17 protein-coding genes and 1 tRNA gene are annotated in these 20,100 nt (G+C 69.2%); 9 read left to right on the top strand and 9 right to left on the bottom strand.

Features of this window, described 5'->3' with window-relative positions; all coding sequences use genetic code 11:
• Window positions 1-122: 122 nt before the first annotated feature.
• Window positions 123-680 (top strand): DedA family protein, encoded by a 558-nt coding sequence (locus DFO65_RS16290; RefSeq protein WP_113905507.1) that lies wholly within the window; start codon window positions 123-125, stop codon window positions 678-680.
• A 59-nt stretch (window positions 681-739) separates the two neighbouring features.
• Here DFO65_RS16290 and DFO65_RS16285 read toward each other — a convergent pair whose 3' ends face one another.
• Window positions 740-2,230: a sugar porter family MFS transporter gene (locus DFO65_RS16285; RefSeq protein WP_113905506.1), complete on the bottom strand. Its 1,491-nt coding sequence runs from the start codon at window positions 2,228-2,230 to the stop codon at window positions 740-742.
• Between the two features lie 164 nt (window positions 2,231-2,394).
• Between DFO65_RS16285 and DFO65_RS16280 the strand changes: the two genes are divergently transcribed.
• Window positions 2,395-3,786 (top strand): sodium:proton antiporter, encoded by a 1,392-nt coding sequence (locus DFO65_RS16280; protein WP_113905505.1) that lies wholly within the window; start codon window positions 2,395-2,397, stop codon window positions 3,784-3,786.
• Between the two features lie 146 nt (window positions 3,787-3,932).
• On the opposite strand, the gene DFO65_RS16275 is transcribed toward DFO65_RS16280, so the two are convergent.
• Window positions 3,933-4,006: transfer RNA gene (locus DFO65_RS16275), tRNA-Pro, on the bottom strand.
• A gap of 232 nt (window positions 4,007-4,238) precedes the next feature.
• Here DFO65_RS16275 and gcvH point away from each other — a divergent pair.
• Genes gcvH through DFO65_RS16255 form a run of 4 tightly spaced genes read left to right on the top strand, consistent with a single transcriptional unit; the run spans window position 4,239 to window position 7,443 of the window.
• Window positions 4,239-4,643 (top strand): glycine cleavage system protein GcvH, encoded by a 405-nt coding sequence (gene gcvH, locus DFO65_RS16270; protein WP_113905504.1) that lies wholly within the window; start codon window positions 4,239-4,241, stop codon window positions 4,641-4,643.
• Window positions 4,643-5,545, top strand: a complete 903-nt coding sequence (locus tag DFO65_RS17415) for an FHA domain-containing protein (RefSeq protein WP_113905503.1) — start codon at window positions 4,643-4,645, stop codon at window positions 5,543-5,545. Before gcvH ends, DFO65_RS17415 begins: the two co-directional genes overlap by 1 nt.
• Window positions 5,546-5,555: 10 nt before the next feature.
• Window positions 5,556-6,038: a bifunctional nuclease family protein gene (locus tag DFO65_RS16260; RefSeq protein WP_113905502.1), complete on the top strand. Its 483-nt coding sequence runs from the start codon at window positions 5,556-5,558 to the stop codon at window positions 6,036-6,038.
• 13 nt (window positions 6,039-6,051) lie between these two features.
• Window positions 6,052-7,443: a class II 3-deoxy-7-phosphoheptulonate synthase gene (locus DFO65_RS16255; protein ID WP_113905501.1), complete on the top strand. Its 1,392-nt coding sequence runs from the start codon at window positions 6,052-6,054 to the stop codon at window positions 7,441-7,443.
• Between the two features lie 98 nt (window positions 7,444-7,541).
• On the opposite strand, the gene DFO65_RS16250 is transcribed toward DFO65_RS16255, so the two are convergent.
• Window positions 7,542-9,566 carry a protein kinase domain-containing protein gene (locus tag DFO65_RS16250; RefSeq protein ID WP_113905500.1) on the bottom strand — a complete coding sequence of 675 codons (2,025 nt, stop codon included), beginning with the start codon at window positions 9,564-9,566 and terminating at the stop codon, window positions 7,542-7,544.
• Window positions 9,563-10,759: a lytic transglycosylase gene (locus tag DFO65_RS16245; protein ID WP_245940837.1), complete on the bottom strand. Its 1,197-nt coding sequence runs from the start codon at window positions 10,757-10,759 to the stop codon at window positions 9,563-9,565. Before DFO65_RS16245 ends, DFO65_RS16250 begins: the two co-directional genes overlap by 4 nt.
• 189 nt (window positions 10,760-10,948) lie before the next feature.
• Here DFO65_RS16245 and DFO65_RS16240 point away from each other — a divergent pair, with 189 nt between their 5' ends.
• Window positions 10,949-11,299: an Rv2175c family DNA-binding protein gene (locus DFO65_RS16240; RefSeq protein WP_113905498.1), complete on the top strand. Its 351-nt coding sequence runs from the start codon at window positions 10,949-10,951 to the stop codon at window positions 11,297-11,299.
• A 21-nt stretch (window positions 11,300-11,320) separates the two neighbouring features.
• Here DFO65_RS16240 and DFO65_RS16235 read toward each other — a convergent pair whose 3' ends face one another.
• Together DFO65_RS16235 and DFO65_RS16230 are read right to left on the bottom strand one after the other, a co-directional pair.
• Window positions 11,321-12,604 (bottom strand): polyprenyl synthetase family protein, encoded by a 1,284-nt coding sequence (locus tag DFO65_RS16235; RefSeq protein ID WP_113905497.1) that lies wholly within the window; start codon window positions 12,602-12,604, stop codon window positions 11,321-11,323.
• Window positions 12,601-13,137, bottom strand: coding sequence for a hypothetical protein (locus DFO65_RS16230; protein ID WP_245940836.1), 537 nt, complete (start codon window positions 13,135-13,137; stop codon window positions 12,601-12,603). The genes DFO65_RS16235 and DFO65_RS16230 overlap by 4 nt, the downstream gene beginning before the upstream one ends.
• A 62-nt stretch (window positions 13,138-13,199) precedes the next feature.
• Here DFO65_RS16230 and dinB point away from each other — a divergent pair, with 62 nt between their 5' ends.
• Together dinB and DFO65_RS16220 are read left to right on the top strand one after the other, a co-directional pair.
• Window positions 13,200-14,438 carry a DNA polymerase IV gene (gene dinB / locus DFO65_RS16225; protein WP_113905495.1) on the top strand — a complete coding sequence of 413 codons (1,239 nt, stop codon included), beginning with the start codon at window positions 13,200-13,202 and terminating at the stop codon, window positions 14,436-14,438.
• Between the two features lie 154 nt (window positions 14,439-14,592).
• Window positions 14,593-15,003, top strand: coding sequence for a DUF3040 domain-containing protein (locus tag DFO65_RS16220; protein WP_113905494.1), 411 nt, complete (start codon window positions 14,593-14,595; stop codon window positions 15,001-15,003).
• Window positions 15,004-15,351: 348 nt separating this feature from the next.
• On the opposite strand, the gene DFO65_RS16215 is transcribed toward DFO65_RS16220, so the two are convergent.
• Genes DFO65_RS16215 through DFO65_RS16205 form a run of 3 tightly spaced genes read right to left on the bottom strand, consistent with a single transcriptional unit; the run spans window position 15,352 to window position 19,902 of the window.
• The gene (locus DFO65_RS16215) at window positions 15,352-17,766 is read right to left on the bottom strand and encodes a transglutaminase TgpA family protein (RefSeq protein WP_113905493.1); all 2,415 of its coding nucleotides are present in this window, start codon (window positions 17,764-17,766) and stop codon (window positions 15,352-15,354) included.
• A complete protein-coding gene (locus DFO65_RS16210; protein ID WP_113905492.1) occupies window positions 17,763-18,911 on the bottom strand; it encodes a DUF58 domain-containing protein in 1,149 nt (382 codons plus the stop codon). Before DFO65_RS16210 ends, DFO65_RS16215 begins: the two co-directional genes overlap by 4 nt.
• 4 nt (window positions 18,912-18,915) lie before the next feature.
• Window positions 18,916-19,902 carry an AAA family ATPase gene (locus DFO65_RS16205; RefSeq protein WP_113905491.1) on the bottom strand — a complete coding sequence of 329 codons (987 nt, stop codon included), beginning with the start codon at window positions 19,900-19,902 and terminating at the stop codon, window positions 18,916-18,918.
• Between the last annotated feature and the right edge of the window lie 198 nt (window positions 19,903-20,100).

Raw genomic sequence — 20,100 nt, 5'->3', positions numbered from 1 at the left:
GCCGACAGGATGCGAGAAGCCGTCGCATCAGGGCCGCCAATAGGAAAGCATCGTGTTGCCGAAATGGCCTAGAATCGAGGCGTGGAACAGCGAGAGGGCGCAGTCATGAGGGACGAGCGGCGATGAATCCGGCGAACTGGTCCCTGCCGATCGCCGTCACCTGGCTGATCCTCTTCGGCATCATCCTCGCCCGCGCCGGCGGCACGTACCTGCTCGGGCGACTGGCCCGGAGGGGCATGCGGCGCATCGAACGGGTGGAGAGGATCATGTCGGGTCCCAAGTACCAGAGGGCCGAGGCGATGATCGAGAGGTTCGGCGCCCCCGTCATCGCGCTGAGCTTCCTCATGGTCGGGGTCCAGACGGTGCTCAACCTCGCCGCCGGCACCTCAGGGATGAGCTACCGGCGCTACATCCCCGCTCTCGTCGTGGGCGGCTCGCTCTGGGCCCTCATCTACTCGACCGTCGGCCTCATCGGCTTCACGGCGCTCGCCACCGCCTACGAGAAGTCACCCGGGCTGACGGTGGGACTCGGCGCGTGCTTCGTCCTCGCGATCGGCGGTCTGCTCATCGGCCTGAGGAAGGACGAGAGGAAGGACGAGAGGAAGGGCGAGACGAATGACGCGGCCAGCGGAGACACGGCCGGCGGAGGGGCGGCCAGGGACGGCTCGGCCGCGAACTGAGGCCTCGACGGGCAGCGAGCCCGCCGATCGCTGAGCCCGCCGATCGCTGCGTCCGCCGATCAGTCCCGGGCAGCTCCCGACGTCGGTTCGCCACGGCCATGGGAGGAGAAGTCCTCGACCATGTCCTCGAGCTCGACGCCCTTCGTCTCCGGCACCTTCCACCACACGAAGACGAAGGAGAGCAGCGCGAAGAACGCGTAGAAGCCGTAGGCGAACGTCAGGCTGATCTCGGAGAAGACGGGGAACGTCGTCGAGATGAAGAAGTTCGCGATCCACTGGGCAGCGGCGGCGACGGCGAGAGCGCCGGCGCGGATCCGGTTGGGGAACATCTCGCCGAGCAGCACCCACACCAGCGGACCCCACGTCGCCCCGAACCCGACGACGAAGGTGTTCGCCGCGATGAGGGCGATGATCGACCATGGGGCGCCGAGCTCGGCGCTCGTCGTGCCGTCGGGGGCGGTGACGAGTTCGGCGAAAGAGAATGCCAGCGCCATCGTCGCCAGCGAGACGCCCATGAGCAGCGATCCCGCGAGCAGCATCTTCCGGCGCCCGACCTTGTCGACGAGGAGGATGGCGACGATCGTCACGGCGATGTTCGTCACCGAGGTGATCACCGAGGTGAGCAGCGCACTGGATTCGTCGAAGCCGACGGACTTCCACAGCGTCGTCGAGTAGTAGAAGATGACGTTGATGCCGACGAACTGCTGGAACACGGACAGGAGGATGCCGATCCACACGATCGGCTTGAGCCCCAGCCGGTTCCCGATGAGGTCCTTGAAGGACTCCCGGTCCTCCCGCTGGATCGACACCCGGATCCGCTCGATGAGCCGGTCCGTGTTCGTCTCCCCGGTGAAGTGCCGCAGCACCCGGGCAGCCTCCTCCTCCTTGCCGCGGCCGACGAGGAAGCGCGGGGACTCGGGCAGGCCGAGGGCCATGAGCCCGTAGACGACGGCGGGGAGAGCCTCGACCATGAACATCCACCGCCACGTCTCGAGGCCGAACCAGAAGGACTCGGCGGCGCCGCCGGAGATCGACGCGAGCAGGGCGTTGGAGAGCAGGGCGGCGAAGATGCCGGTGACGATCGCGAGCTGCTGGAGCGACCCCAGCCGCCCGCGCACCCGGGCGGGGGACACCTCGGCGATGTAGGCGGGGGCGATGACCGAGGCGGCACCGACGCCGAGACCGCCGACCATGCGCCAGATGATGAGGTCGACGACGCCGAACGCGAGTCCCGAGCCGACAGCGGAGACGAAGAACAGCACCGCCGCGACGACCATGACGGGAAGGCGGCCGAACCTGTTGGCGAGGCTGCCGGCGAACCAGGCGCCCAGCGCGCATGCGAGCAGGGCCGAGGAGACCGCGAAGCCCTTGAGCGCCGCGCTCAGGGCGAACTGGTCGGCCATCGCGTCGACGGCTCCGTTGATGACAGCGGTGTCGAAGCCGAAGAGGAATCCGCCGAGCGCGGCGGCGATCGAGATCCCGATCATCCGTCCGCTCACGCGCTGCATGCCGTGCAGCCTCGTGTCCTCCGGCTGCGTGTTCTCTGCCATGAGATCCTCCTTCGTCGCTCCGCCGCGTCCGCACGCGGCGCCCGAACGCGGCGTTCGGATGAGTTGGGATCGAGTCTAAGCGGATTCGAGCCGTTCGGAGGGGCGGACACGTCCCACTCTTCCGGTCCGGACACAGGTCTAGAGTGGTCGCAGGAGGTGGGCCTATGACTGTCGACTGGTGGGCGGTGCTGCCGTTCGCGCTGCTGCTCGCCGGCATCGCCGTCCTGCCCCTGATCCCCGCGACCGCCAGGCTGTGGGAGCGCAATTCCGTCAAACTCGTCCTCTCCCTGCTCCTCGGCGTCCCGATCGCGATGTGGTTCGCCCTCGCGGGGGAGGGCGCGGCGGTGATCCACGCACTCATCGAGTACGGCCAGTTCATCGTCCTCATCGGCAGCCTGTTCGTGGCCGCGGGCGGGATCTTCCTCGTCGGCGACATCAGGGCGACTCCGCTGAACAACACGCTGTTCCTCGCCGTCGGCGGCGTCGTCGCCTCGTTCATCGGCACCACGGGGGCGGCGATGCTGCTCATCAGACCGATCCTCAACACGAACCAGGACCGTCGGCACCGGGCGCACACCGTGGTGTACACGATCTTCATCGTCGCCAACTGCGGGGGACTGCTCACCCCGCTGGGGGATCCGCCGCTGTTCCTCGGCATGCTGCGCGGGGTCCCGTTCGAGTGGACCTTCGGCCTGTGGCCGCAGTGGCTGTTCGTCAACGGGCTGCTGCTCGTCAGCTACTTCGCCCTCGATGCGAGGATGTACGCCCAGGAGCCGCGTGAGGCGCTCATCAAGGACGCGGAGTACGTGACGAGGCTCGGCCTGCGCGGGGCGAGCGGGCTGGTCTGGCTCGCGGTCATCGTCCTGGCGGTGGCGTTCGTGCCGTCGCTCGACCTCCATGCGATCGAGGAGGGGCATGCGAGCGCGGCCGCGTTCGTGCCGTGGCGGGAGATCGTCATGCTCCTCGCCGCCGCCGCGGCGTTCCTGTTCGGGGACCGGGGCGCCCGCTTCACCCTCAACAGGTTCACGTGGACCCCGATCCTCGAGGTGGCGGCACTCTTCATCGGCATCTTCCTCACGATGATCCCGGCGCTCGAGTACCTGCGTCAGGTTGCGCATCGGTTCCCGCTCGACGAGGTCTCCCTCTTCGTGTTCACGGGCAGCCTCTCGGCCGTCCTCGACAACGCACCGACCTACGTGACGTTCTTCGAGATGGCCGCGCAGGTGCCGGGGGAGCCGAGGGTCGCCGGGGTCGCCGAAGCGCTCCTCGTCTCCGTGTCCCTGGGCGCGGTGATGGGCGGTGCCGTGACGTACATCGGCAACGGACCGAACTTCATGGTCAAATCCGTGGCCGAGTCAGCGGACGTCGACATGCCGAGCTTCCTCGGCTATGTCCGGTGGTCGCTGCTTCACCTGGTCCCCGTGCTCGCCGCGCTGGTGCTGCTCTTCATCGCCGACGGGCCGCTGCCGACGATCGGCGGCGTCGCGGTCGTCGCCGGGATCGTGGTCCGCGCGGCCTGGGATCTCCGGTCCTCTCGCCGAGGTGGGCGGACCTGAGGCGGAATCCACCCCGTCACGGGGCGGGTGGGATCCCACCGATGATCCGTGAGTGGACGAGACTGCATCCGTGAACGGACGAGTCAGCATCGGTGAATGGACGAGAGCCGTGACATCGCATGGACGTCACGGCTCTCGTCAGACGGTCGGGCTAGCGGGATTTGAACCCACGACCTCTTCACCCCCAGTGAAGCGCGCTACCAAGCTGCGCCATAGCCCGTTACCGAACCCCCTCGTGAGGCAACGAGACCTAGCCTATAACGATCGACGGCGAAGTGCCAAAATTGCGTGTCACGAGCGCCCGATCACTAGTATCATCCCAGGTAGCCACGGAAGAACGGGCTCACAGATCGGTGCAGAATCGAAGCTGTCTGTCGTTTCTGTTTCGTGATTGTTATGAACGTCCCCCAGGCGGCTATGCTTGGGGGAACAACAAGCCAAGAGGAGTCGACATGACGGATCTGGATCATCCAGTGTCTTTGCGATACTCGCGCGACCACGAATGGGTCGGAACCACGGAGGACAATGCCGTTGTCCGTGTGGGTATCACCGATTTCGCCCAGGATCAGCTGGGTGACGTCGTCTATGTCGATCTTCCCGCCGTCGGCGATACGATCACCGCAGGCGAGTCCTGCGGTGAGGTGGAGAGCACGAAGAGCGTCTCGGACCTCATCGCTCCGGTCTCCGGCACCGTGACCGAGGTCAACGATGAACTCGACGGGACGCCCGAACTCGTGAACTCGTCTCCGTTCGAAGCCGGCTGGATGTTCCTCGTCGAGCTCGACGAGCCCGGGCAGGTCGACGGGCTGCTCGACAGTGAGCAGTACACAGAATTCATCCGAAGCGAGGAGGCGTGATGTCGCAGAACAACGAACAGGGTCGTCCGGGCCCCTCGCAGACCTGGTACGACAACGGACAGGCACCGCAGTCGAAGAAGTTCCCGTTTGGCGCCGGTGACTGGGACGCGGAGACGCGCAATCACTGGCAGGTCGAGGCCGAGCAGTACGGCCCGGGCGGCGCCGCCGGCGGCCCGCAGGGTGGGGCACCGGGGCAGGGCGGCACTCCGCCGTACGGTCAGCAGGCCGTGGGCAATGCTCCGCAGGCTCCGCAGTACGGTTCCCAGCCGGGAGGCCAACAGTACGGCGGTTCCGGGCGGGGTCGGCACTCCGACCACCCGACGGGCGAGACGGCTCCGCACGGGCGGAACGATCAGGGCTCCTACCAGCCGTACCAGACCGATGGGCCGCAGTCCGCGGACCAGGGTGGGGCGCATCCCCATCAGGGGCAGCCGAACCAGGGTCAGCCGTATCCCGATCAGCAGTCCTACGGAGGGCAGCAGGACCAGGGACAGCAGGGCCCCGGTCAGCAGAACCAGCCGAACCAGCAGCCGTTCCAGGGGATCCTCGATCCCCACACCGGTGAGATCCACCCGGTGCCGGATCTCGACGGCCTGCAGGAGACCGACGCGCTGCTCGTCGTCGTCTCCGGGCCGGACTCCGGCTCGCAGATCCTTCTCGACACCGACGTGGTGACGGTGGGACGCAGTCCCAATGCCGACATCTTCCTCGACGATGTCACCGTCTCCCGCAAGCACGCCGAGTTCATCCGCACCCCGAGCGGGTTCACCCTGCGTGACACCGGTTCGCTCAACGGCACCTACGTGGGTCGTCAGCTGATCGATTCCATCGAACTGCACAATGGCGCGGACGTTCAGATCGGGAAGTTCCGGATGATCTTCCAGCAGCGTCCGCGCTCCTGACCGGGGGAAAATGTCTAACGTCGAAGTCGAAGTCGTCGGTGTGCGCATCGAGATGCCCGCCAACCAGCCGATCCTTCTGCTCAAGGCCTCCGAACCCGCCTACTACCTGCCCATCTGGGTCGGTGCCATCGAGGCGAATGCGCTGTCCATCGCCCAGCGGGGGCTGACCCCGCCACGGCCGATGGCGCACGCTCTCCTCCTCGACGTGCTCGGCGCCTATGACGCGGAGCTCGCGGACGTGGTGATCACCGGCAAGGACGGTCAGATCTTCCTCGCGGAGATCCACACCAGTGACGGCAAATCGGTCTCCGCCAGACCCTCCGACGCCGTGACCCTGGCACTGACCGCTCAGTGTCCGGTGTACGTCGATTCGGACCTACTCAAAGACGCCGGGATCGAAGCGCCCGAAGCCGACGAGGACGAGGTCGCCCAGTTCAGGGACTTCCTCGACAACGTCTCCGCCGAGGACTTCGAGACCGGCAGCGAATCATGAAGAAAGAGCAACCGTGAGCCTCCACACCGATCCCGTCTTCGACAGCAGGGACATCGCCACCACCGCCGACCACCTCGGCGGACTCGACGACTGGCGCGACATGGAGCCGCTGCAGCAGCCGACGTATCTCGATCCGGAGGCCCTCGAGGACGCGGTGGGCCGGCTGCGCAGCTCGCCGCCGCTGATCTTCGCCGGTGAGGCCGATGTGCTCAAGCAGCGGATCGCCGCCGCCTCCCGAGGTGAGGCGTTCGTCCTCGCCGGCGGCGACTGCGCGGAGTCCTTCGCCGGTGCGCAGGCCGACAGGATCCGCGCCCGGATCCAGACCGTGCTGCAGATGGCCGCGGTCCTCACCTACGGCGGCTCGATGCCCGTGGTGAAGATCGGACGGATGGCCGGGCAGTTCGCCAAACCGCGCTCGGCCGACACCGAGACCCGCGACGGCGTCACCCTGCCCGCGTTCCGCGGTGACATCGTCAACGGCTTCGAGTTCACCGAGGACTCCCGGCGTCACGACCCCGCGCGCCTGGTCCAGGCGTACCAGGTCTCGGCGTCGACGCTCAACCTCATCCGCGCCTTCACTCAGGGCGGCTTCGCCGACCTGCGCCTCGTCCACGAATGGAACCGCGGTTTCCTCACCTCGAACCCCGGCTACCAGCGCTATGAGCAGATGGCCCGTGAGATCGATCGCGCGATCCGGTTCATGGACGCGTGCGGCGCCGACTTCGACGCGCTGAAGACCACCGAGTTCTACGCCGCCCACGAGGCGCTGCTGCTCGAGTACGAACGTGCCCTCACGCGCATCGACTCGCGCACCGGTCAGGCCTATGACGTCTCCGGGCACTTCCTCTGGATCGGGGAGCGCACGCGCCAGATCGACGGCGCGCACGTCGACTTCCTGTCGAAGGTGCGCAACCCGATCGGTGTCAAGCTCGGACCGACCGCCACCGCCGAGGAGGCCCTGGCGCTGGCGGAGAAGCTCGATCCCGAGGGCGAGCCCGGTCGTCTGACGTTCGTCACCCGCATGGGCGCCTCGATGATCGCCGAGGCGCTGCCGAAGCTGCTCAAGGGCATCGGCGATCGTCTCCCGCAGGTCACATGGGTGTGCGACCCGATGCACGGGAACACGATCACCTCGAACACGGGCTACAAGACCCGCCGCTTCGAGGACGTCATGGCCGAGGTCGAGCGGTTCTTCACCGCTCACCAGGAGGCCGGCACCGTTCCCGGCGGTCTGCACGTCGAGCTCACGGGTGACGACGTCACCGAGATCATGGGCGGCGCGACCGAGATCGACGACGAGGGGCTGCGCCGTCGCTACGAGACGCTGGTCGACCCGAGGCTCAACCACGACCAGTCGCTCGAGATGGCGTTCCAGGTCGCGGAGTACCTCACGCGGCGCAGCTGAGCGCTGCCCATCGGCCGCCGGATCGGTGACCGAGGGTCAGTGCGCCTCGCACGACGAAGGCCTGCACGTTCGCGTGCAGGCCTTCGTCGTGCTCGGACTCAGTTCTTCTCGTCGTCCTTCTTCTTCTCGTCCTTCTTCTCGTCGTCCTTGGGCTCGTCCTTCTTCTCCTTGCCCTTGGAGACGCGGACGATGACGAGGGAGTCGTAGGGCTTGGCCTCGGTGCTCTTCGGCCACTGGAAGACGACGTCGCCCTTGGGCACGGTGTCGGAGAACACCTCTTCCCTGCCCACCCGGAATCCGCGCTTGGTCAGGGTGGCGAAGGCCGCGTCGTAGCTGAGCCCCTCGACGTCGGGGACGGGGATCGGCGCGGGTCCCTTGGAGACGACGAGGTCGATCGTCGTGCCGCCGGTGAGCTCCGCATCGGGCTTCTCCGAGGCCGAGATGACGACATTCTTCTTCACCTCGTCGCTGTGCTCGGTCGTCACCTCACCGACGGCGAGCCCGGCCTTCTCGATCGCGGCCTTCGCGTCGTCGGCGCCGAGCCCCGCGAGCTCCGGCACGCGGAAGAGCTGCTCGCCCTTCGACACGACGACGGTGACGTTCGATTCCGGCGCCAGCTCGGAACCGGCCACCGGGTCGGTGCCGATGACGACTCCGGCCGGAACCGAGTCGTCGAAGACCTCCTTGGTCTGCGGTGTCAGGCCCGTGTCCTCGAGCTGCGAGGTCACCACCGAGGCCTGCTTGCCCGCCAGCTCGCCCGGGACGATCGCCGCGGGGGCGGGCAGGTTGGCGACGATCATCCACGCGAGGAGGGCGAGGACGACGACCCCTGCGGCGACGGTGGTCGCCAACCGGCGGCGCCGGGTCCCCGCGCCCTTCGCCGAGGCCACGGATGTCGGGACCGCCGAGGCGGAGGACACCGAGGCGGCAGCAGCGGAGCCTGCGGCCTCCTCGGAATCGTCCTCCCTCGTCCCGCGCGAATCGGTCTGCTTCGCGGCGGCTGAGAGACCGCCGGCGGAACGCGCCGACGAGCCGACTGCTCCATCCGCGGCGGCCGATGACTTCGCGTCCGACTCGGAATCGCTCGCCCCGCGGTCGTCCGCCTCGGGCACTGCGTCGCCGCTCGCCTCGGCGGGGCCCTCCTCATCGTCCTCGAGGTAGGGGATCTCGTCGGTCCGGGACCGCTTCTCCTTGGGCGCGTCGGTGCCGAGGTCGATGCTCGCGGTCAGGGCGGGAGCGTGCTCACCGGCCTCGACCTCAGGAGCGCCGAGATCGAGGTCGGCGTCGGACATCTCGGCGCGCGCCTCGGCGAGGGCGTGACGGAACTGCGCGGCATCGTCGGGACGGTCCGCCGGATCCTTCGACGTCGCCCACAGGACCAGGGCGTCGAGTCGCGGGCTCAGGCCGGGGACCTGCTCGGACGGCGGGGGGACGGTGTCGTGGACGTGGCGGTAGGCGACCTGGATCGGCACGTCGTCGGTGTAGGGCTGCATGCCCGTGAGCATCTCGTAGAACATGATGCCGACGGTGTAGAGGTCCGTGCGGGCATCGGCGCCGGTGCGGGTGACCAGTTCGGGCGCGACGTAGCCCACCGTGCCGATGAGGGTCTTCGTCGTCGTGGCCGTCGTCACCGCGCGGGCCAGCCCGAAGTCCGCGAGCTTGACCTGACCGTCGATGCCGAGGAGGACGTTGTCGGGCTTGAGGTCGCGGTGGATGATCCCCGTCGAGTGCACGGCCTCGAGGGCGGCGAGGATCGCGTCGAGGACGACGATCGCCTGGCGCGGGGTGAACGTGCCGCGGTGCTTGAGTTCGCGGCGCAGGGTCACCGAGGGCAGGTACTCCATGACGAGGTAGACGATGTCGCCGTCGCGGGCCTGGTCGTGGATGGCGACGAGGTTCGGGTGGGTGAGCCGGCCGGCGTTGATGGCCTCGCGCCGGAAGCGCTCGACGAAGGTCTCGTCGTTGATCAGGTGCTCGTGCATGACCTTGATCGCGATCTCGCGGTCGAGGCGCAGGTCGGTGCCGCGGTAGACCATGGCCATGCCGCCGCGGGCGATCTTGGCGTCGATGCGGTAGCGCTCGTTGAGCACGACGCCGATGAGTGGGTCCGTGCGAGTGCTCACAGCGCCTCCTTGAGTCTCTGCCTCTGCAGTTGGACGGCACGGACGAACGCCTTGGTCTCGGGCAGGACCCCATCGGCCCGGACCGAGCGCAGGTCCTGGTAGTACCCGGCCAGGGCCTCGGTCTCGGACTCCGCGGTCTCGATGAGCCAGCCGAGGATGACCGTGCCGGCGACGATGTTGTCGGCGATGTCGAGCAGGTCGAGGGGGCGTCCGGCGATGTCGCTGGCCCACCGGCCGGAGCGGGGGGTCACCTGCATGATCCCGATCGCGTTCCCCGGGGAGACGGTGGTGTGCTGGAAGCCCGACTCCTGTGCGGCGACCGCCTGCATGAGCTCCGGTTCGGCACCGAGGTCCTCGGCGATGCGGGCCACGAGCAGGCGGGCCTGCGCGGGAGCCGGATGCCGGCGCCCCAGCAGCGTGCGCTTGTTGAGCCGGGCCGCGTGGAGAACCTCGGGGGCCACGTCGTGGGTCTGCGCGCTCGTCGCGAGGCGCGGGAGGTCGGCGGGAGCCGAGACCTGCGGACGGTGCCGGCGTGCGGTCGAATCGCGGAGCAGCAGCAGCTCGCCGACGGTGATGAATGAGGACTCGCCCATCGAGTTGGCGCGACGCAGCGCGCCGGGGGAGACCCCGTGCCGGGCGGCGATGCCGGCGAGCGTCTCGCCGCGGGCCACGACGTGCGAGGGGTCCGTGTCGGGCAGCTCGTTCTTCTCCGGCAGGGACAGGACCTGACCCTGTTGCAGGTTCTGCCGCGGGGAGATCCGGTTGAGCTCGGCGAGCGCCGGCACCGAGACCCCGTGCCTGCTCGCCACCGCGTAGAGCGTGTCGCCCTGCTTGACCTTGTAGGTCCGGCCCCCGTGGGTGACGGGCACGGGCTCCGAGGCGGTGCCGGAGATCCAGCTCGGGCCCGCGGACTGCCCCGCGGCCCGGCGGTGTCCTGTGCCGGTGCGCGCATGGGCCGGCGAGGCCTCGGCGGCCCCGGAAGCGACAGGGTCGGCGGTGCCGAGGTCGGTGGTGTGAGGGTCGGAGTCGGAGGCGGCGTCCGGTCCCACGGCGTGCGGGCCGGCGGTGCCTGTGTCGGCGGTGCCGGTGTCGGAATCGTCGCGGTGGACGGGCCCGTCATCGAGGCCGGGGATCGGTCCCGTCGAGTTCACCCTCGAGGCAGCACGGATGTCAGGGGCCGCGGTGATGGGCATCTGAGGGTTCCGTCGCGTGCTAGTCATCTGTCACCTGTTGAACTCAATCGGATGGGGAAGCGTCACACTCCAGGTTATCGAGAGCCGCACGAGTCACTCGGCATTCGACTCCGCATGGCGGCGTGTTTTTTCGTGTCCGCGACCACCGAGCGCGTGTGAGGCGCGGTGCGCGATTGCTAGGCTGGGACTGTGAATACCGAAGAACTGGTCCAGGACTGGGCCACACTGCCAGAGATCGCCGAATCGACCGGAATGGGCTTCACCCAGGTGCGCCGGCTTCTCGAGGACGGCGCCATCTGCGGCTACAAGCACGGCGACCCGAAGGTGATGAGGGTCCCGACCGCCTTCTTCGTCGACGGGGCGGTGCTCACTCCCCTCAAGGGCACCCTGAGCACTCTGCGCGACGCCGGGTTCAGCGACAAGGAGGCCATCGACTGGCTCTTCACTCCCGACGACTCGCTGCCCGGCCGCCCCATCGACCTCCTCCGGGCGGGCAATCGCAAGGAGGTCAGGCGCAGGGCCCAGGCGCTGGCGTTCTGAGGCGGGGCCGCGGCGTCCGCTTCAGCTCTGCCGGAAGCTCAGCGCATGGGCGAAATCGGTCAGCTGCGCGAGCGCCCGCGGACCGATCCGCCCGCCGGTCTGCGCCCACTCGTCGAGCACCGCGACCGACTGCGCGTACTTGTCCCCGATCGCGGACTCGACCGCCTGCAGACCCGAGGTGAGCATCTCCATCGTCTCCCTCACCTCGGCGTCGGTGAGACCGGGATCGCCGAGGCGGGCGGAGAGGACGTCGATGTCGGCGGAGCTCAGGCTCTTCATGCTCTCCGCGATGAGGACCGTGCGCTTGCCCTCGCGGATGTCGTCTCCCGCGGGCTTGCCCGTCGCGCTCGGGTCGCCGAAGACGCCGAGCACGTCGTCGCGCAGCTGGAACGCCTGACCCAGGGGGAGGCCGAACCGGGAGATCTCCTCAAGGAGCGCGCCGTCGGCCCCGGCCAGGGCCGCGCCGAGGAGGAGCGGCTGTTCGACCGAGTACTTCGCCGACTTGAAGCTGAGCACCTCCCACGCACGCTCGGCGAGGCGATCGTCGTCGAGCGGCATCACCTCGGCGCGGACGTCAAGGAACTGCCCGACCATGACATCGCGACGCAGCTGCGCCCGCAGGGCGCGAGCCGACTCCGGGGTTCCCAGGGACACCTGCGCGGACTCGAAGAGCTCCTCGCTCAGGGCCAGGCAGATGTCGCCGATGACGATCGCGACCGAGATCCCGAAGGAGTCGGCGTCGCCGCGCAGACCCAGATCGGCGTGGCGTCCGGCGAACTGCCGGTGCAGGGCGGGACGGCCACGCCGGGTGTCGGAGTGGTCGATGACGTCATCGTGGATGAGCGCCGCGGCATGGAGCAGCTCGAGCGAGCCCGCCGCCCGGGCGAGGGCGTCAGCCACGTCCTCGCGGTCGAAGCCGGCACCGGCGGCCAACTGGTACCCCCACCACAGCAGCACTGGACGGATCCTCTTGCCTCCGGCCGTGAAGTCGACGAGCGCACTCGAGATGTCCTCGGCATCGGGGGAGATCGCCCGGAACTCCGCGTCCTTGGACTCGAGGAACGCGCGGATGGCCGCGCTCACCTCGGCGGCGATCGACTCCGGGGAGTCGAGCGCGTCGACGCCGGGAGCGGGAGTCCGTTCGCTGCCGGGAGACGCAGGATCGCCGGGTGCGGGCGACTGAGGGGCGCCGGGGGCAGGCGACTGCGGGTCGCTGGGACCCGCCTGGTCCTCGGACGCGGTCTCGGACGCCGGTGAGCCGTCGAGCGTCGGGATGCCCTCGGGCGCCGGACGCGGGGAGGTCATGGAACGACGGTCCCGCCGACCGTCACGATCGAGTTCGCGTCATCCGCGGGATCCTTGCTGATGGTGACGACGAGCAGTCCGTCGTTGTCCTTGTGACGGAAGTTGACGACCCGGGCGTCGTCGGTCTTCACCTCGTCGCCGTAGGTCTCGAATCCGGCCTTCTCGAGCGCCTCGGCGTAGAACCTGAAGATGTCGTCCGCTTCGGCCGTCGCCGACATCACGAGGCTCACCTGGTCGAGCGCCTCGGCGTCCGCGGACGCCTCGGCCTTCTCGCGGGTGCTGGAGAGCACCGTCGCATCGGGGTAGGTCTTGAGGTAGTCCGGAAGATCCTCGACCGCGGTCGAGGTGTCGGCGGGGTCCTCCTCGGAGCCCGCCTCGCCCTGGGAGGGCTGCGCGGTCGGCTCTGCGGTCGCCTCGGCGGTGGGGGCGACGGACGGGGACTCGCTCGCCTGGTCCTCGGCAGGGGCCGAGCAGCCGGCGAGGAGCAGGCCGAGGGCGAGCGGCAATGTCATGACAGTGGTGCGCGATACCATGACACCCAGACTACCCGGCCCCGGAGACAGGGCCGAAAGAGGGCGATGGGGGTGCGCACGGAATGAGTCGGAAGCAGCTCGCCCGCTCCGGCGGCGACCTCACGCGGCTGGGCACGGACGATGCCGGTGCCACGATGCTCCACCTCGACATGGACTCGTTCTTCGTGTCCGTCGAGCTCCTCACCCGGCCCGAGCTCACCGGACGGCCCGTCATCGTCGGCGGACGATCGGGGCGCGGGGTCGTCGTCTCCGCCAGCTACGAGGCCCGTGAGTTCGGGGTCCACGCCGCGATGCCGATGGCCCGTGCGATCGGACTGTGCCCGATCGCCGAGGTGATCCCTCCCTCCCACGGTCTCTACTCGTCCTACTCGCGCCGGGTGTTCGATCTCGTCGCCGAGGTGACTCCCGACGTCCACCAGGTCAGCGTCGACGAAGCGTACATCGACGTCTCCGGTGCGGTGCGGCGGCTCGGGTCGCCCGTCCGGATCACCTCCATGCTGCGGGAGAGGATCGCCGAGACGACCGGGCTCAGCGCCTCCGTCGGCATCGCCGGCAGCAGGGTCGTCGCGAAGCTCGCCTCCGCCCGCGCGAAGCCCGCCGGCCAGCTCCTCGTGCCCCTGTCCTCGACGCGGGCCTTCCTCGACCCGATGCCGATCGAGGCGCTGCCCGGGGTGGGGGAGAAGACTCAGGAGGGATTCGCGAAGTACGGGATCCGCACGATCGGCGACCTCGCCGCCCTCGACGAGCACTGGGTGGGGCGGGTGTTCGGTGCGCACGGGCACCACCTGTGGCTGAGCGCGCACGGCAGGGACGTGCACGGGTGGGACCGGCAGACGAAGGAACGGTCGATCAGCGCCGAGCACACCTTCGGCTCCGACGTCTGGGATGTCGAGGAGCTCGAGCACGAGCTGCTGCGCCTCGCCGACAAGGTCGCCCACCGGGTCCGGGCCGAGGGCAAGGTCGCGACGAGCCTCGGACTCAAGTACCGGCTCTCGGACTTCACGACGCTGTCGCGGTCGGTGACCCTGAGCGCACCCACCGACCTCGCGATCGAGATCTACGAGGCGCTGCGTCCGGCTCTGCGGTCGCTGCGGGAGTCGAGGGCCAAGGGCGTGCGCCTGCTCGGAGTGAGAGCGGCGGGACTCATGGACTTCTCCGTCAGCGGCAGGCAGGCGCGCCTCGACGAGCCCGAGCGGTCGAACCGCGAGGCGGAGATGGCGCTCGACGACGTGCGGAGGAAGTTCGGAACGGCTGCGATCTCACAAGCCTCTCTGCTGAGAAGACCCGCCTCCGACGATTAGCCTCCAAGCCGTTTCCAAGACTTCGTCCCGTCCGTCCGTTCCGCCTGGGGACGGCGTGGGAATCAGGTTGATCCCGCCGTCCTCAAGATGTTTTTTCAGTGTTCAGAGACTATGATTGAGGGACCAGTCAACACGTACGAAACGGGGGTTCGAGATGCCACTCTCCGATCACGAACAGCAGCTGCTCGATCAGTTGGAGAAGCAGCTGCGCAGTGAGGACCCACGTTTCGCACGCAACATCTCGGAGACTCAGGCCGCCGTGAGCAGCCCGGGATTCTCCGCGAGGCGATTCGTGGTGGGAATTCTGCTCGCCCTGGTCGGCCTCGCCGCAGCCATCTTCGCGATCACGATGGTCACGCATCACGGCCTCTGGATCGCGCTCGGCGTCGTCGGGTTCGGCCTCATGGTCGCCGGAATGTACTGGGCGCTCAGCCGCCCGCACACCGGCGGAGCAGCGGTGAGGAACGAGCGGCCGGCCGCCGGACCGACTCCGCAGCCCAAGGGGCCGTCCGGGTTCATGAACCGGATCGAGGATCGATGGGAGAAGCGCCAGCGCGGCGAATGACTCCCAGCACCACCAGGGCATCTCAGCAAGCGTCCTCCTCACGGAGGGCGCTTTCCTGTATCCGCTCCGGCGCGGCCGCGATGAGTCGGGATGCCAGAGTCGGGGTGAGGTGGGGTGCCCGGTCGGGGTGAGGCGTCTTGTTCACGTTCGATGCAGTCGTTCAGATTCAAATCTGAACGACTGCATCGAATGTGAACGAAACGGCCCTCGTGCGCCGCGTCCCCGAGACTCGGTTCCCGGCGCGCTCAGGTCCGGACGGTGCCGCAGTGGTTCCCGGCGCGCTCAGGTCCCGGCGGTGCCGCAGCGCGGTTCAGGCGCCGCGTCCGGGACGTGCCGCGAACTGTCCGGTCATCTGGGGGCGTTGAATATGCTCGCGGGCCACACGACCGCGGAGATCCGGCTCCCCGGGGTCGCATTCTCGGACAGCGAGGTGCGGACCTCGTCGGCGACGGCGTGGGCCTCGGCCGAACCGAACTCCTCGTCACGGGAACCGTAGCGCTTCGCCTCGAGGGCGTCGATGAATGACGCCAGGGCAGTGTCCCCGTGGGGCCTGACCAGGGTCGGGACGGGGCTGCGCAGGGCGGCGAACTCGTCGGACGCAGGCGCACCCGAACCGGCACCCGCCGGGGAAGCTCCCACGCCGGCAGCGCTGACCTCGCCCGCAGGACCGGAGGCACTCGGTCCGTTCGCGGGACCCGCGCCGACCGCGGTCGCACCACCCGGATCGGAACCGGCACCACCGGCACCCATCGCTGCATCACTCGCACCGGCCGCGGCCGCCTTCCCGGCGAGCACGAGCTCGTTGTGGCGCAGGGTCCGGCTCGGGTCGAGGCTCTGCCCGTAGTCGGTCGCCAGCGCTCGGATCTCCCTCCACACCTCCTCGAGGTCGACCGGTTCGCGAAGCCGCCTGCGCCGCAGGAGCAGCCGCCAGAGGGCGGGCACCGCGAGCAGCAGGATCACGGCCACGGCGATGAGCCCCGACCACAGGTAGGGGCGGTAGCCGGCGCCCGTCGCCTCGACGGCGGCGGTCGTCGGCTCCTCGGACGGTGCCGCGGATTCCGGGGCCGGGGACTCGGTGCCCGATTCGCTCGGCTCCTCTGTCGGGGCGGCGGTCTCCTCGCTCTCCTCCGACTCCTCACCCTCACCGCTGGCGACCGACCACTGCGGGGGAGCGCCGGCCGGTCCTCCCGGGGTGGGCTCGAACCGCACCCAGCCGACCCCTTCGAAGTAGAGCTCGGGCCAGGCATGCGAATCCTGCATGCTCACCTGGTACTCGTCGCCGGACCTGTCGCCGCTGGCGAAGCCGACGCCGATCCGGGCCGGGATGCCCATCGTCCGGGCCATGATCGTCATCGCCGACGAGAACTGGACGCAGTAGCCTTTCTTGTCGACGAGGAAGTCGGAGATCGCATCCCCGCTGGCCTTCTCGGGCGCATCGAGGGAGTACTCGAACTCGCCGCTGCGAAAGTACGCCTGGAGGAGGACGGCCGCCTCCCACTGGTTGCTCGCGCCCGCGGTGACCTCGTCCGCCGTGTCCCGCACGCTCTGCGGGAGGCTGGCGGGAACCTCGAGCTCGGTCTCGAACTCGCCTGCGTCAACGGGAGAGGCCGACCGCAGCGCCTCGGCGGTCGGCTCGACGGACAGGTAGTCCATCGAGTACTCGAGCCCTGCGGTGCGCTCGCCGTTGCCGACGATCGTCAGCGACTCCTCGTCGTAGATCCAGCGCCGGTCGAGGCCGGCCGGCTGCTGCGGGGCGTACGGGGTCGGCAGATACTGCTGGTCGTACTCGCCGATGGAGACGTCGATGCGCTCCTCGCTGTGGTTCGCGTCCCGCGGCAGCCCCTGCGGCCAGGGCAGGCCCTCGGCGGCGATCGCGAAGGGATCGAGAGCGAACGGGGTGGGCGCCCAGGTCTGCCCGTCGAACGAGTCGATCGACGTCAGCCGGATAGGGGACGGGTTCTCGGCCGTCGTCGTGTAGTCGAAGAGCACGGTGTCGTCGCGGTTGCCGAGGTCGGCCCGGAGATCGAGGAACGGATTCGTCACGGTGAGGTCCGCCTGGTTGCCCGACGCGCGGTTCTCGATGGTCGGCACCTGCGGCAGGAGCGTCGGGACCCCGAGGCCGATGACGACCGCGATGGTCCCGGCCACGAGCGCCGTCAGACCGCCGCGCCACCTCGTCGAGGGGAAGTAGGGGCTGAGCATGAGGAGCAGGAACGCGGCGAGCACCGCGGCGACGTGCCACCACATGACCTGCGCGGGGGCGAAGAACACCGGGATCATCCACAGCACGAGCAGGAGCACTCCGCTGACCTTGGGGGCGCGCAGATCCGCGACCAGGCCGTCGATGAGGATCGTGATGAGGGTGAAGGCGATGACGAGCATCCCGGTGAAGCCGGGGGTGCTCGGCGCCGGGGGAGTCGTGGCGTAGAGGTCGCTGACGCCCGTCGAGAGCAGGTCGATGACGCCGATGAAGGAGCGGCCGGTCGGGACGACGCCGAGAGCCAGGGTCGACGGCACGCACAGGACGAGCACCGCGAGCAGCCCGACGACGCATTGGGCGATGACGGCGGTGCCGCTGGCCCGCAGCGCCGGAACGCCGCGGAAGACCGCGCCGACGGCGACGACGAGGAACACGGCCAGCAGCACCGGAGGCAGCCAGTCGTAGTCGGCGAACACCGCCGACAGCCCGACGGCGGTCAAGGACATGGCCGCGAACACCGCGACCGCTTCGAGCCACGCGGGGGCTCTGGTGTCGGGATTCATCGTCTCCCTCGCTTCGCGTCGAAGGCCGTCCACGACTCGGGCAGGTCCTCGCTCAGTCCCAGCATCGTCATGTCGTCGATCTCGCCGAGGCTGCGGATCGTCACCGTCACCCGCTTGGAGAAGTGTGCCGCCATCGCCTCGGCGCGGGCCTCATCGGCGGCGCAGATGACGACATGGTTGGGGTTGTCATGGGCGGGAAGCTCCACCGGGCCCGGGTCGACGAGCGCGGTGAGCAGTCGGAGGCGGTCGATGTCGCGGGTTCCCCGGAATCTCACCTGGTGCCCCGGAGCGACGGCGAACACCTCGTAGTCGGCCCGGAGGAAGGCGATCGACGCGGCCGCGGCGGCGGCGAGCAGGAACTCGGTCTCCTTCTCATCGGGATGGTCGTCGGGGCCCTCGAGGTCGACGACGACGAGCGCGTGGAGGGTCTCCTCCTCGGCCTCGTGGCGGACCATGAGCTCGCCGGACTTCGCCGTCGTCGGCCAGTGCACGTGGCGCAGATCGTCGCCGGGCACGTACTCGCGGGTGTGGAAGTCCCGGGTGGTGTGCCCGGAGCGGATCCGGCCCTCGTCGAGGCGGGCCGGCCTGATCGTCGAGTCGGCGGGGATCCGCGCGCCCAGGGTCGGCACCGCCACGGCCACCGGCCAGCCGTCGAGGACCTTCTTCTTCGTCGTCACGAGCCCGAACGGACCGGCGACCGTGATGAGCACCGACTCGAGGCCGCTGAGCCCGCGCCGGTTCGGGGTGAACGAGGTGAGCACCCGCTGTCCCTGGCCGTGCGCGAGCGCGGGAACCTCGCCGAGGGTGGATTCGCCGAACCCGTCGGCGGCGACGAAGTCGATCGTCGAGGCGGGAAGTGCCAGCCGGCCCGTGTTGACGATGAGCGCCTCGAGCTCGACCTCCTTGCCCTCCGGGGCCAGCGGGTACCGCGTGGTCGACTGCGGCAGGGCGACCTCGGGCAGAGTCGTCTCCACCGTCACGGACACCCGTCTCGTGCCCCAGGCGATGAGGAGCGCCGACAGCGCCACGAGCGCCAGCAGCAGCACTCCCGCCGGCAGCAGCCCGGGCAGGGCGAACCGGTAGGCCGCGACGATGAGCGCGGCCCCCGTGAGGACGAAGATGATTCCCGAGGTGCTCAGTCGCATGCGGTCACTGGGCCGACACGGGAACGCGACCGATGACGCGTCCGATGAGGTCCGCCGCGAGCTCGGCGTCATCGCCGTCACGGGGGATGATCCGGTGCGCGAGGACGTACGGCGCCAGTGACTGGATGTCGTCCGGGGTGACGTATGTCCGACCGGAGAGGGCCGCCCGGGCCTTCGCCGCCCGGAGGAGGTGCACGCCCCCGCGCGGGGAGCAGCCGAGGACGATCGCCTGATCGTTGCGCGTGGCGTCGAGGACCGCGACGATGTACTCGCGCAGCTGCCGGCTCGCGCTGACGTGGCGGACGATGTCGCGGGCCTGGGAGATCTGCTCGAGGTTCGACACCGGCTGCGCGCTGCCGAGGGGATCGTGGGCGATCTGGTTGTCGAGCAGGTCGACCTCGTCACCCGTGCGGGGGTAGCCGAGCGAGACCCGGATCATGAACCGGTCCCGCTGCGCCTCGGGCAGGGCGTACGTGCCCTCCATGTCGATCGGGTTCTGCGTCGCGACGACGATGAAAGGAGAGGGCATCGGATAGGTCGTGCCGTCGATGGTCGCCTGGCTCTCGGCCATGCACTCGAGCATCGCCGACTGGGTCTTCGGCGAGGCGCGGTTGATCTCGTCGGCGATGACGATGTTCGCGAAGACCGGTCCCTGCCGGAACTCGAAGTGGCGGGTCTCCTGATTGAACAGGTTGACCCCGACGACGTCGGTGGGCAGGAGGTCGGGCGTGAACTGGATGCGCCGGACCGTGCCGTCGACGACCTTCCCCATCGCCTTGGCGAGCAGGGTCTTGCCGACCCCGGGAACGTCCTCGAGGAGGATGTGCCCCCCGGCGAGGAGCGCGATGAGGGACAGGCCGACGGCCTCGTCCTTGCCCTCGAGGACGGCATTCATCGCCGTCCGGGCCCGTGAGGTCAGCTGCTGCACCCACTCGATGTGCTCGGCACCGATCGCGGAGTTGGTCCGTGTTCCATCTTGGCTGGTCGACATGGCCCCCATTCTTCCCTAAACGCCACCCACCCTCCACACGGTTCGCTCTCAGACGCCGCGATGGGCCTGCCGGCAGATCCGCCCCGGCGCCGAGGCGGGACCTCCACCAGCCTCCCCACTGCGCTCCACCGGGTCGCCCCACCGTCCTCCCCATCCTGCTCCACCGGCACCTCCACCGGCCTCCCCACTTCTCCCCAC

This window comes from Brevibacterium sanguinis (genome assembly GCF_003315415.1).
GTDB lineage: Bacteria > Actinomycetota > Actinomycetes > Actinomycetales > Brevibacteriaceae > Brevibacterium > Brevibacterium celere_A.
This window is presented reverse-complemented; position numbering and strand designations above follow the sequence as displayed.

Bases quoted from the DNA above. Each gene is read 5' to 3' on its own strand.
- DFO65_RS17415 (WP_113905503.1), top strand. From the start codon at position 4,643: ATGTCGCAGAACAACGAACAGGGTCGTCCGGGCCCCTCGCAGACCTGG.
- gcvH (WP_113905504.1), top strand. From the start codon at position 4,239: ATGACGGATCTGGATCATCCAGTGTCTTTGCGATACTCGCGCGACCAC.
- DFO65_RS16210 (WP_113905492.1), bottom strand. From the start codon at position 18,911: ATGCGACTGAGCACCTCGGGAATCATCTTCGTCCTCACGGGGGCCGCG.
- DFO65_RS16245 (WP_245940837.1), bottom strand. From the start codon at position 10,759: ATGCCCATCACCGCGGCCCCTGACATCCGTGCTGCCTCGAGGGTGAAC.
- DFO65_RS16215 (WP_113905493.1), bottom strand. From the start codon at position 17,766: ATGAATCCCGACACCAGAGCCCCCGCGTGGCTCGAAGCGGTCGCGGTG.
- DFO65_RS16220 (WP_113905494.1), top strand. From the start codon at position 14,593: ATGCCACTCTCCGATCACGAACAGCAGCTGCTCGATCAGTTGGAGAAG.
- DFO65_RS16280 (WP_113905505.1), top strand. From the start codon at position 2,395: ATGACTGTCGACTGGTGGGCGGTGCTGCCGTTCGCGCTGCTGCTCGCC.
- DFO65_RS16260 (WP_113905502.1), top strand. From the start codon at position 5,556: ATGTCTAACGTCGAAGTCGAAGTCGTCGGTGTGCGCATCGAGATGCCC.
- DFO65_RS16285 (WP_113905506.1), bottom strand. From the start codon at position 2,230: ATGGCAGAGAACACGCAGCCGGAGGACACGAGGCTGCACGGCATGCAG.
- DFO65_RS16205 (WP_113905491.1), bottom strand. From the start codon at position 19,902: ATGTCGACCAGCCAAGATGGAACACGGACCAACTCCGCGATCGGTGCC.
- DFO65_RS16235 (WP_113905497.1), bottom strand. From the start codon at position 12,604: ATGACCTCCCCGCGTCCGGCGCCCGAGGGCATCCCGACGCTCGACGGC.
- dinB (WP_113905495.1), top strand. From the start codon at position 13,200: ATGAGTCGGAAGCAGCTCGCCCGCTCCGGCGGCGACCTCACGCGGCTG.
- DFO65_RS16230 (WP_245940836.1), bottom strand. From the start codon at position 13,137: ATGGTATCGCGCACCACTGTCATGACATTGCCGCTCGCCCTCGGCCTG.
- DFO65_RS16290 (WP_113905507.1), top strand. From the start codon at position 123: ATGAATCCGGCGAACTGGTCCCTGCCGATCGCCGTCACCTGGCTGATC.